The organism is Sphingobacterium sp. B16(2022) (assembly GCF_012030425.1).
Classification (GTDB): Bacteria; Bacteroidota; Bacteroidia; order Sphingobacteriales; family Sphingobacteriaceae; genus Sphingobacterium; species Sphingobacterium anhuiense.
This window is the reverse complement of sequence record NZ_JAAUVN010000003.1, coordinates 637,303-650,170: the sequence shown is the minus strand read 5'-3', so window position 1 is coordinate 650,170 and position 12,868 is coordinate 637,303. Positions and strand designations below refer to the sequence as shown.

Genomic DNA, 12,868 nt, shown 5'->3' with positions numbered 1-12,868 from the left:
ATCTATAATGAAATAAGGGCTACCAACCCAAATTTTGCATCAGTGAAGGGTTTACGGTTAATTCTCCTTGTGCGATCGGCCAAAAGTAATCACGTGGTGCAACGAATGTTTGTGCATACAGCGTGCGTAAGCGGTAGTAATCACTGGTCACTTCTTGGTTAACACTCCATCCCGTGATATTTTGGTTGAAATAATTAACCGCCAATTTCCAACGGCGGAGATCCCAATAGCGCTTTCCTTCAAATACCAATTCGATCATGCGTTCACGCTGAATGATTTCGCGTAGACCATCTTTCGTATTTGGTTTGCTGGGATTGGTTGAAAATGAACTCCAGGATTCGACGATACCGGCCAATCCTGCACGTTCACGGATGCGGTCCAGATATGTGTAGACTTCTGTAGATGGTCCATTGGCTTCATTTAAGGCCTCGGCATACATCAGGTAGATATCACTCAAACGGATCGTTGGCCAAGGGTATGATTTGTAACTCACGCCACTGCTGGCAAAAGCCTGTTCCCAATTGACCAGTTTTTTTAAGAAATACCCTGTTTCATTGATCCATCCATGATTATTTGCTCCTGCAGGTTGATTGAGTTTTGCCTGTACATAATAGGTGTCTTCATCGGATAAGCTCTTGGTGTCAAATTTAAACCAGATACCGCCATCAAAACCTAATGATGCATAAAATCGTGATTCACGGTCATAATTTAACCGAGCTGTCGTATAACCTTCTTTAATATGAAAGCGTTCTTCATTCTTAGCTGTTCTTAAGGTAAACCTGTTGGTAAAGTCTAAGGTCTTATCTTCATTGATGGGTACGCCATTTTTGGTGTAAAACATTTCGGCAATTTTGATCGGGGCACTTAAATGCTGTCTTGCAGTACCTACTACAGCATCAATGGTGAGTAATGGCATGGCATCACGCTGGATATTCCAAGCTTGATAATTAGGATTTGCCCAGATGTGCTCAGAGGACCAGCGCTCATTGAAACCTAAGTTTATACCTAATATTTGTGCGGTTTCATCACTCATCTTAAATTGTCCATATTCCGTTTTGCGAAATGGGAAAAATGTGGTGCCGGCTGATTCTGCTGCTGTAATTGCGGCTTTGGCCGCTTCAGCGGCACGTGTCCATTTGGAGGCATCATATACGGGATTAAAAAGAGGTTCTCCATCCTTGTTGCGGACCGCCTGAAAATCTGAATTACCATTGAATAAGGGACTGGCAGCGGTTAACAAAACTTCTGCTTTTACCGCTTGAATAATGGGCTTAGTGACCCGGCCTAATTCAGATGCCTGATCTGGAATGATCAAGGGAACAGCACTGTTTGAAGCCGAATCTAATAACGATACGATGTAGTTCACGACTTCGTCGACAGGTCGTTGTGTTACCCGAACTTCTTGCTGGTTTGCATCCAAAGGAGTATTGGTACGTGCCAAGGGTATTGGGCCATATTGGCGCATCAAGATATAGTGGTAGTAGGCTTTTAAAAACATGACTTCTCCAATCCATCTCGAACGATCTTCACTGGATAAATCGGGTACTTTCGATGTGTTAGAAACATTTTCTAAAAAGATATTGCAATCACGGATAGCGGTCCACATGCCGCTGCGCCAGGTATCTACTAATGGGGCATTTACATTTTGTCCTCCGCGTGCAATCCGCCAATTATTGGCTGGATAGATCTCGCGTTGCGCGACAGGAATCCATACTTCATCGCCTGCTAAAAAACCGGTATTGCTCTGCGCATCGGCATTGTTGGGTAGCCATGCATAGCAGGTAAATAAGAATTTTTCAGCTTCGTTACGCAATGAAAATGCATTGTCTATAGTCGCGACATTGTCGGGAACGACATCAATATAATCTGCACATGCGGAAAAACCGATGGTACTAACGGATAGATAAATGAGGTAGCGTTTTATCTTTTTTATCTTTAAATTTTTCATTTGGATAATTTTTTATAAATAATCATGAGTTGCTTGTCTGCAATCGATATGATTGCGCAGGGTTCAAATGATGGAATCCTGTGCTGCAGTTCATGAGCGTTTTATCATTTTGTAATGTTTAAAAACCAAGCTGTAAGCCAATATTATAGGTGGCTTGAATCGGATAGCCGATACCTCGTCCACCCATTTCTACGTCCCACATTTTAAAGGAACTGATCGAAAATAGATTCATTCCATTGGCATAAATCCGCAGATTTTTTGCTTTAAGTCTATTCATTAAACTTTCTTTGAAAGTATAGCCGATTTCAACAGTTTTTAATCTTAAGAATGATCCATTACGCATCCACCATGTGGATCTTTGGTTGTTGTTGGCAACAATATTTTCACTTAATCTTGGCCAGAAAGCATATAGATCTCGGTTTTCTTCACTCCAGTAGCTATCAGCGATTACGCTTAGAAGTCCATTTTGAGAACCTCCGTTGAGATAGAAGGGAGAGATGTTTTCAGGATTGATAAAGAATGAAGATCTTGCTGAACCTTGAAAATAGAAACTGAAATCGAGTCCTTTACCGCCCACTGTACCTCCAAACCCATAAATCAGTTCGGGTGTGGTTGGGTAGCCAATGGCTACACGATCTAAATCGGTAATTTGGCCATCGCCATTGATGTCTCTGTATTTGATATCACCCCCTAAATAATCAATACCAGGTTTGCCAAATTGAACGGGAGAATTTAATACTTCCTGATCGTCAACAAAGAGTCTTTCAGCTATATATCCGAATTCTTGTGAGGCGGAGGTTCCGACGGTATAGCGTCCAGGCTCTTGATAAGCCGGTTCATCAACGATCAAGCGTTTACTGACGGCATAGGTTAATGTGCTTCTTCCCTGAAGATACCAACCGTTCATAAAGTTTTTATTATAGCTCAATGTCAGATCCATACCTTTGCTTTCTGCTTTATTAGTATTTGCCACGATAGGGGCTCTTAGGCCCATTGTGCTAGGGATATAAGACCGATTTGTGAGTATATTGCTGCGGATTTGTTTATAAATGTCAATATTTAATTCAATTGCATTAAATAGACTCAGATCCATCCCGAAGTTGGTCTGGCGAGATCTTTCCCATGTGATGGCTTCATTGGCATATCGGTTGATCGCAATAGTAGGTCTGTTATAGCCCCCCAGTTCTCCGAAAGAAATTTCACCGGCATTCATGTTAACTTCTGAAAGATAGAAGAAACGATCCTGTGCTCTACCGATCTGATCATTTCCGGAGTATCCATGCGTAGCACGTAGTTTGAATTTATTGACCACGTCACGGAGTGGCTCAAAGAACGACTCGTTTGAAATATTATAAGATAGACCAAAGGAAGGGAAGAAACCCATGCGTCTTGCTTTTGCAAATCGCTCGGATCCATTATAACCGAAATTAAATTCGGCAATATAACGATCATCAAAATTGTAGGTAAATCTACCAGAAAGACCGATATTACGCGCTGGTAAAGACAGTTGTAGCGATCCGGCATTGCCACTTAATGAATTTTGAAGCAATCCAATTAGGGTGGCTCCGACATTATGCTTGCCAAATCCGCGGTTGTAATTGGCAATAGCATGCGCATAAAACATGGAATTGACCTCTTTGTCAGATTCCGAGTAATCGAGATATTCTGTTCCAACAGGGCCTATTGAACCTTGAGAGCCGTCGTTCATGACACGCAGTGTCAGGTCGCCATCAGCATTTGATGATGCCGAGTAATAAAATGGATTGTACCTTCTGCTCACTTCAAAATAAGCGTATCGTTTTAAGTAGGTCATAGCCGTTAAGTTCAGACCCGGTACGATAGCACTTAAGTCTTGACGTAATTCAATCTGTGGCATAATGGTCGAGGTGTTGAATTCCTGATAGCCACGTACCATTTCGGCATAAGGATTCACAAACAGACCTCCGTTTCGATTTAGTGCATTGCCAAATAGGGGATGGTTCATGTAAGGCATATACGAAGATGGATATAGCGCTGGAAACATCACGGGGTTTGACCATATTGCACGTCTAAAGGTGACGGCACCACCATTGATACGGTTGTTATTCTCGTCCAAACCACCTATAGGGCCATTATAATCATCAAATTGGGCGTAGACCCGTACAATTCCTGTAGTACTCGGAGTAAAGTTGATGTCGACATTGGAACGGACTGAATAATTTTTCAATTTAATGTTGTTATTGAAATTGTTGATGCCATCAACCTTCAGAATTCCGTTGTCGATATTGTAAGTTCCTGCTAAGTAATACCTTGCTTTGGCACCGCCTCCTGAAATATTTAAATTGTTTCGCTGATTGAGGGTATAATCTTTGATCAGCTGATCAATCCAATTATTATTAGGATAAAATAGCGGGTTATCTCCAGCGCGGGTATGATCGATTTTACTTTGCCAATAGGGCAATCCCTGGCCGCTCGAAGCATCTGCAGGTCGTGTCAGATAAGCTTCATTGGCCATTTCCATATACCGAATGTTATCGGCAAACTGAAAATTTCTGGTGTTGGTGGAAATGTTGTTTTCTGAACGAAATTCAAATTTTGTTTTTCCTTCGGAGCCTAGTTTTGTGGTGATCAGTACGACACCATTCGCACCGCGCGCGCCATACATCGCGGCGGCATTGGCATCACGTAGGACTGAAAAGCTGGCAATGTCGTCCGGTTGTAAACGTGCCATATCGGTTGGGGATGATTCGACATTATCTATCAAGATCAGCGGATCTTGTTTACCGGTACCAAATGTACCCAGCCCTCTGATAAAAAAATTGGCATTATCAGATCCGGGTTCTCCACTGCGCTGAAATGCAATCATACCAGCTACACGTCCTGCTAGCATGGTCGTCAGATTACTCGTTGGCCCTTTTAATTCTTTTGGGTTAATCGTCGTTACTGAACCCACAACGGATGTTCTTTTTTCGCGTTGCCCAAAACCGGTGACAACTACATCTTCTATCACATTCTCATTCATCTGAAGTATGACATCCAGTAAGATGGTATTATTGGATTCAACTTTTTTTTCTGCTAATGCTATTTCTTGACGTGTATAGCCTACACTTGTAAAAACCAAGGTTGCGGTTTTACTGGCACTTATAGCATACATCCCCTGTGCATCTGTCAGTATTTTTGATTCGCTACCTAGAACTCCTACAGTAACCCCTTGTATTGGGGTGCCACTACCCGAGACCTTTCCCGTCACACGGACTTGTTGAGCTGTGGCAACATAGCAGCTTAACGTCATTAGAAATATCCAAATTCCAAGACGCTTTTTAAGCACTTTACCTCTTTTCATTAATAATTAGTTTGGTTATAAATTGGTGAGTATTTTTACTCGATGTACAATTATCGCAACTATCTTTTGATTAAATTGGGGGGGATTTGGTCAAAAATAAGGGGGAAAATCAGCATAATTGGAGTGTTGAGATTTTAATGTGAAGATTTTCTCTACCTCAATATTTCGTGCTAAATGGTTTTTTTTAGCTGTTTAGAAGACAAGGGAGACCTATTTCTTTAAAACACAGGCAAAATTGGTTTTACAATTATTAAATGTTAATTTAACACTTGTAAAAAGTCTGCTTTTTACATAGATTTATAGCTATACAAACCAATCATTTACGCCAATAATTATGAGGTACAATCTATTATGCCTTCTTATTTTTTTATTGCTATGTTTTGATATACGAGCGCAGTCATCCATCGAATATCTGGGGATCGATCATGGCTTGTCCAATGATTTTGTGACCGATATTTATCAAGATAAAGATGGATTTATGTGGTTTGGAACTTTCAATGGCCTCAATCGTTTTGATGGCTATGAATTTAAAATCTTTAAAAATAATCCATTAGAGAATAAATCGCTTCCCGACAATCGCATCACCGATATTCTTGAAGATCAAACTGGTAATCTCTATATTGCAACCAAAGGCGGATTGGGGGTTTTTGACATGGATCGCAATCATTTTACTCGGGCAGATCTGGTTAAAGGCGATTTGGAAATGCAACCTATTGATTTTTCCATCCATCAGCTCGAGAAAGATAACGATGGTCAACTCTTTGCTACCTCCGGAAAAGCGGGTTTATTGACGATCAAGAACACCGCAAAAGGTCTTAAAGCACATACTGTCCCTTTATATATTTCAGGAAAAGTAATTGATCAAGCGTACAGTGTAAGTTCGATCTGTAAAACTTTCGATGGAAGATTAATGTTGATGATACATGGGGTGGGATTAGCGATATATGACCGTAAAAACAACTGCATTCAAGTTCTTGTACAGGGAGATTTTAACGCAACATTGATGACTGCTTCTAGTGATGGGGGGGTCTGGTTTTCAAATGGTTGGTCGGTCACTTACTATGATTGGCAGACTAATGCCTTTCAGTACTACAGTTTTGTAAATGGCTTAAGTAATAAGCGGATTGTTAATCTATATTTTGGTCAGGATCGTAAAATTTGGGTATGTACCGATGGTGATGGCATTCAGAAGATTAATGTGGATACCAAAAAAATCGAAAAGAATACGGGTTTTGATGAAAAACAACTAACCGGTAATGCTGTTGTTGCTATTTATGAAGATAATGAGCGTCGGAAATGGCTAGGTACGATACGCGGTGGAGTGAATGTGATCGATCCGCAGAAGGGTAAATTTCAATTGGTAAAACATCATTCACCGGATAAGAAGGTAAGTTCCCGAGATTTTATTTCTGTGCTAGAGCAAGCGGATAATGATCATATTTGGGTCGGTACGGATGGTTCTGGCTTATTGAAGTGGAATTTAAAACAGAAAGTCTTTGTACCATATCCCAATACTTCCCGACTATTATCAGAGCGCGCATTTGTCACGGGACTTATTCAGGATGATCATCATCAATTATGGATCGGGACTTATGATTCTGGTATTTTTAAATTAGATATGACTAGCGGTCAGATCAAATCCTATACCTGCTATTATCCCCAAACCGAATATGTAAATGCAGCAGCTTGGCGCTTGTTTAAAGATAGCCGAAAACGAATCTGGGCATCGACTTTGGGCGGAGGAGTGGTCTATCTTTTTGATGTAGCGGAAGATCAGTTTAAACCTTTAAACTTACCGATATATGATGTGCTGACGTTTTTTGAAGAAAAGGAAGATATCCTCTGGATGGGATCTTGGTCTGAATTGATCCGCTTGGATCTGAAAACAAGGCGCTTTAAAACATATGCAGTGGGCACACCTGTCCGGTTTATCAAGAAGGCTGATCGTCATCATTTATGGATAGGTACGGAAGGGGGAGGACTACGTTACTTTAATATAGCGACGGGTCAATCTAAAACGTATACAGAGAAAGAGGGATTGCCAAGTAATACTTTATTAAACGCACTTAATGATGATTTTGGCAATTTGTGGATATCGACTTATCATGGGCTATCAAAATTTGATACCAAAGTGCGCTCATTCCAAAATTTCTATACATCTGATGGATTGCAAAGCAATCAATTTAATTACAATGCCGCGCTGAAATTGTCTGATGGACATTTGGTGTTTGGAGGCATTCGGGGATTCAATTTGTTTCAGTCGCGTGACCTTTTAGTCCATACTGTTTTTCCTGCACTTAAATTGACACAACTCCAGATTAATAATAATCCGTATGGTACTGATAAACGTTATGGCACAGGTCCTCTCAATGCCATTAGCAAATTGACCATCCCTTACAATCAGGCGGTATTGTCCTTTTCATTTGCCGCATTAGATTATAGTTTTTCAGATCGGATTAAATATGCATACTTTCTTGAAGGATGGGATAAGGATTGGAATTATGTGGATAAACAGCGATCAGCATATTATTCGCACCTTAAAGAAGGAATTTATACGCTAAGAATTAAATCGACGAATGCAAATGGTGAGTGGAATCCTAGTGAGCGTACTATTGTGATTCAAATCTTGCCTCCATGGTGGCGTACAGGCTGGGCTTATACAGGTTATGGAATGTGTGTTGTCGCTGCACTGTATCTTTATTTTCTGTATGTACGACATCGAGCTTTATTATTAACGAAATTGAAGGCCGCTGAGTTTGAACGTGATAAAGAAAATGAACTTACAGAGAAGAAGGTCACATTTTTTACGCATATCGTGCACGAAATACGTACGCCGCTTACTCTTATTATAAATCCAATTAAAGAATTGCTGAAGGATAGTGAAGATCGTGTAACAGATTACGAAGAACTTCAGGACGTATATCGTCATTCCAAGAGATTGCTGAATCTGGTCGATAAATTATTGCTCTTCAGAAAATCCGAAGGAAACTTTGATGAACTATCTCTTGTTCCTCTGGATATCGTGCATTTGGTTCAGGAAGTTTTTCTGTGTTTTCGGCAAATCGCACATTCGCAAAATATAAGCTATACGTTGAAAACTGATATCGAGGCTTATCCATGTTATGGAGATTTTGAAAAATTGGAAATCTGTTTTTTTAATCTATTGCAGAATGCCCTAAAATATACACAAGGTGGGGGTATGGTGACCGTGCATATGAATAGTACGGTCACAGGTATTCGCATTGAAATATCGGATTCGGGTAACGGTACTCCGACTCTGCTGAAGGAAGATATCTTTAAACCGTTTCAGCGTGACTTCTCTTCTTCCAATACGGTAAAGGAAGGTTTTGGAATAGGCTTATTTTTAGTCAAAAAATTTGTGGAAATACATCAGGGTGAAATCAGCTATTACCCCAATGCTGATCGAGGCATGACTTTTTGTGTTGACCTGCCACAGCATGCTATTCTTAATGATGAGGATCATATTTTAGAAGTTTCCAATAGTGCTTTTTCTTCTCGGGAAACGATGGGGCTAAACGATCCGGTTATGGCAGAAAAGGCCGACCGTAAAAATAGTCATTATCTCGAGGGATCAGATACATCAATTTCGATAGAACGAGAAATCATACTATTGGTGGATGATCATGCTGATATTCGAAATTATATCTATAAACTGTTTCAAGATAGGTTTTATGTCGTGCAGGCTGAAAATGGGGAGCAGGCTGTTGCAATTTTACAAAAAATAGAACCGCATATCATCATCAGTGATATTATGATGGAGGGAGGTTCGGGGATTGATCTCTGTCATAAAATTAAGAAAAGTAATCAGTGGAGTCATATCCCTTTAATTCTTTTGACGGCAAGTTCCTCATCCGAAATAAAGTTGAAGGGGATTGAAGGGGGGGCTGATGATTATATTACTAAACCGTTTGATAAAGACATGCTGATGGCACGTGTGGATAATCTGATTCAAAATAGGAATCGTCTGCATGAATACTTCCATAGCCATATAACGTTGCAATCGAATGACCACAAAATTCCGGTTGAATATAAAGAGTTTTTGGAGAAAGTGATCCAAGCGGTTGAAGCACACTTGTTGGAAGAAGATTTTACGGTAAAAGTGCTCGCCGAAACCATGGGGATGAGCCATTCGAATCTCTATAGACAAATTAAAGCGATATCAGGAAAATCTGCTAACGAATTTATTCGGTACATCCGACTTCGTAGAGCTGCACAAATTTTAATTACGACTAAAGCGAATGTAAATGAATCTGCTTATCAAGTTGGTTTTCGAGATGTTAAGCATTTTAGGCAACAGTTTACGAAGCTTTTTGGTTGTACCCCATCAGAATATCGAAAACGCTATCCTCATTTAAAGAAATCCTATGCGCTAGATGGACTACTGACTCATTAAGATCTGTGCCGATGAGAAAGATTGACTGTGGAAATATAAGGGCCATCAAAAGTTTATGTATTCAGCTAAGTAGGTTATGAAGTAAGTCTGTTAAGTAACTATTTAAAGATAAATCACATTTCTTTTGCTGAGATTGATTTTTTGTATCTTTACAATGTGGATTGATCATCATGTTTAGACATCGAGATAAGGGACGGAATTTTGTACACAATGTGCAGCTGGCAGCATTATTGTCCGTAGTTTCTGGTGTAGTGAATATTGTAGGAGTTCTTTCTTTTAGGACATTGACGACAAATGTAACAGGGCACTTTGCCTTTTTTTCTGAAGAGCTTTTTCGGAATAACTATGGGTTAGCTTTCTTGAGCATACTCTATGTGATTTCATTTTTCCTTGGTGCTTTCCTGGCAAATACAACCTTAGAAATGACTTCTAAAGATACTGTTCATTTTTCTTACACATTACCTCTTGCTATTGAAATTTCTCTTCTTGCAGTTGTTACTTTCTGTTTACATGATTACTCAGTTTGGCTATCTTGTTTATTATTGGTCGCGATGGGTTTGCAGAATGCGCTTGTCACAAAGATATCAGGTTCTGTGGTACGTACGACTCATCTGACGGGACTGTTTACTGATCTAGGTATAGAATTATCGCAAATGATTTTTTACAAAAAAAGTAATGAGCGGAAACTTCTGAGGGGGGCTATTGGACTCAAGGCAATCATTATTGGTGGATTTTTCCTTGGTGGAATTATAGGAGCATTTTTATATGTATGGTTTGACCGAAAAACGTTGCTTTTACCTATACTCATATTATTGATTGCACTTTATTTTGACCGCATCCTTTTGGGATATTACCGGTTCAGAAGAAAAAAGCTGGGAAGCCATGATTAAATAAACAAATGCAGCCTAAATGATTTTTTTTCAAAAGTTGAGTAAACCTCTACATGCAGTATGTTCGAGATCAAAACTTATTGGAGACCTCTTCCCATCCGCTCCAATAAGAGACAATTCGAGTGCCGACAGGTGTTTGCCTAAGTTGTTTTCTAAAATATTCTGTATATACATAATAGAGTTCTTGGTCCGGCAAGATGGAGTGATCTATTGTTCTTTTTTCTTTCAGAATGTTTCTGTATAAAAAAAGTACCATACTGCTGGTATGCAGTACGGTACTTCAGTATGCTTAATTTGTTGCTCCTTGATTAGCCATTAATGGCCAGCCTGGATTTTGGTATATGCTTGAAGATTCGGGTGAACCGTCTGGTGAAGTTATGGTAAAGTGGCTCATGGCAATTGGATTTAAATAATGTGCACTGATCCATTTATACCCGTCGAGGACTAAATTGGTTGCCGCTAAGTTGATGCGGTAAGGTCTAAGATAATTGCTTTCAGACTGCAGGGAAACATTGGCTGTTCTTCCTGCAGTATTTGGCTGTATCAACGATGAAACTCCTTTTTCATCTTTATACCATTCTTGCATAGGTCCCCATATTTTCATGCCTTCAACAATATAAGGTTTTGCCGCAAGTTGGTCTAATGCTCTCCAGCGTTTTAGATCTGCAAAGCGCATGCCCTCAGCAACTAATTCCAGGCGTCTTTCTCTCCGGATATTATATAAAACTTTATCCGATAATAATTGTCCGGCAGAATAGGCCCCGAAATCACCTTTTGCTTCCATATTCATATCGGTATTATTGACCGTATTCATATAGTCGGTGTTGACTCCAGCACGCTCCCTGATTTGCGTCCAGTATGCCTGCGCCTTAGCATTGACCGAACCATTTTTAAGGTAACTGGCTTCGATATAATTTAAGTAAGCTTCAACGGCTCTGAATACAATAGAACCGGTGGTGCTTGTTGCACCTTCGGATTGTGCAATCAGGTAATTGAATCCTTTCTTAAGGGCATAACCTGTTACATATCGAGTTTCAGCAATACCCAAAATATCCGGTTTTCCCTCTGCGATATCTTGCCCATTGGTATTCTTTCGATCGGTATAGCTTAGCTCTCCCGGAGCTTTCATAAAGATCTGTAAACGGTTATCGCGGTCAATTTTTACATCGCTGATTAAATTATCGCCTTTATATCCTGAATTTGCGGCATAAATCGGTAATCCGTTTGCCATGGTAAAGTTTTCGACTAATCCTTTTGCATAACCCGAATTCCCTGCATTTCTGTTCATGTAATGATTGACAGCATGTGTAACATTCAAAGGTAGGCTATACTGTCTCCAAAGAAGCACTTCACTATAGGCATTTAGGTCAAAATCTCCAAACATTTTGAAATAAGGATTATTGGATGAATTAAAGCCATTATCTTTTGTATTGTTTACCAAAGCTACTCCATCTGCTACCAACTGTGCAGACTCCATGGCCTGTGTCAGGAAGTAGTCGATTTCCTGATCGATGTTCATGGCAAAATTAGGATTTGATTTTGCTCCTGGCCATCCTGGTCCGCCGGGTACTAAAGCAGTTCCTTTATGGTATTTCAACCAGGTAGCTTCATGCAGTGCCACACGGGATTTTAACAATAGTGCTGCATTTTTGGTGATCCGAGTTTTTCCGGAAGCAGTTGTTGTACTGAGTAAAGTAGCCGCTGAATCCAGATCTGCGATGATAAAACGGGCAACTTCATTTCGCGGTTTACGAGTGGAAATGACGGTTAATTCCTCCAGATTATCTTTTACGGTATTTTTTAAGATAGGGAAATCTCCCAATGCCTGTACTTTGTTGAAGTATTCGTAAGCCCGTAAGAAATAGGCTTCACCGATATAATGCTCAATATTGAGCTTATTGCCGGTTATGCTGTTACTTTTCCATTTGGGAACTACCGATTCGAGGAAATAATTGACCTGACGGATATTCGTAAAATCCCAGTCCCCACCTGTAGCGCCTACCCGCCATTCGCCAGGTACCCAACGTGTCGCATAACCCGAAGTTACTTGATTGTCTGTCCCGTTATCATTAGCAAATGTACCCAATCCCCAACCTCCATGTGTTGGGAAATTGTAACGGGTAATGGTATATGCAGCGAGATCAGCTTCTGTATTTAAGTACTCTGAGGGTGTTACCTCGGATAAAGGTGCTCTATCCAAATATTTATTACAGGATAATAATGTACTAAAGGCAAGTACCGCTGCGCAGAGTTGTTGTATCTTATTTATATAGCTCTTTTTCATTATTCAAATC

Annotated in this window: 5 protein-coding genes; 2 read left to right on the top strand and 3 right to left on the bottom strand. The window is 40.1% G+C overall.

Annotated features, from left to right (window positions below; all coding sequences use genetic code 11):
* Nucleotides 1–19: 19 nt before the first annotated feature.
* Entirely contained in the window at nt 20–1,948 is a 1,929-nt protein-coding gene (locus tag HCX49_RS17105) for a RagB/SusD family nutrient uptake outer membrane protein (RefSeq protein WP_132769665.1), read from the bottom strand.
* Nucleotides 1,949–2,066: 118 nt separating this feature from the next.
* Nucleotides 2,067–5,270, bottom strand: a complete 3,204-nt coding sequence (locus tag HCX49_RS17100; RefSeq protein ID WP_206368566.1) for a SusC/RagA family TonB-linked outer membrane protein — start codon at nt 5,268–5,270, stop codon at nt 2,067–2,069.
* Nucleotides 5,271–5,604: 334 nt separating this feature from the next.
* On the opposite strand from HCX49_RS17100, the gene HCX49_RS17095 reads away from it, so the two are divergent.
* Both HCX49_RS17095 and HCX49_RS17090 read left to right on the top strand, forming a co-directional pair.
* Nucleotides 5,605–9,684, top strand: a complete 4,080-nt coding sequence (locus HCX49_RS17095; protein ID WP_132769663.1) for a hybrid sensor histidine kinase/response regulator transcription factor — start codon at nt 5,605–5,607, stop codon at nt 9,682–9,684.
* Nucleotides 9,685–9,854: 170 nt separating this feature from the next.
* Nucleotides 9,855–10,574 (top strand): YoaK family protein, encoded by a 720-nt coding sequence (locus HCX49_RS17090; protein WP_168127725.1) that lies wholly within the window; start codon nt 9,855–9,857, stop codon nt 10,572–10,574.
* A 289-nt stretch (nt 10,575–10,863) separates the two neighbouring features.
* Here the strand turns inward: HCX49_RS17090 and HCX49_RS17085 are convergent, their stop codons facing one another.
* Complete coding sequence (locus HCX49_RS17085) at nt 10,864–12,858, bottom strand: RagB/SusD family nutrient uptake outer membrane protein (protein WP_168127724.1); 1,995 nt, start codon at nt 12,856–12,858, stop codon at nt 10,864–10,866.
* Nucleotides 12,859–12,868: the final 10 nt, after the last annotated feature.

What these genes read in the sequence shown, in the direction of transcription:
- HCX49_RS17105 (WP_132769665.1), bottom strand. Translation starts at nt 1,948, where the DNA reads ATGAAAAATTTAAAGATAAAAAAGATAAAACGCTACCTCATTTATCTA.
- HCX49_RS17100 (WP_206368566.1), bottom strand. Translation starts at nt 5,270, where the DNA reads ATGAAAAGAGGTAAAGTGCTTAAAAAGCGTCTTGGAATTTGGATATTT.
- HCX49_RS17095 (WP_132769663.1), top strand. Translation starts at nt 5,605, where the DNA reads ATGAGGTACAATCTATTATGCCTTCTTATTTTTTTATTGCTATGTTTT.
- HCX49_RS17090 (WP_168127725.1), top strand. Translation starts at nt 9,855, where the DNA reads ATGTTTAGACATCGAGATAAGGGACGGAATTTTGTACACAATGTGCAG.
- HCX49_RS17085 (WP_168127724.1), bottom strand. Translation starts at nt 12,858, where the DNA reads ATGAAAAAGAGCTATATAAATAAGATACAACAACTCTGCGCAGCGGTA.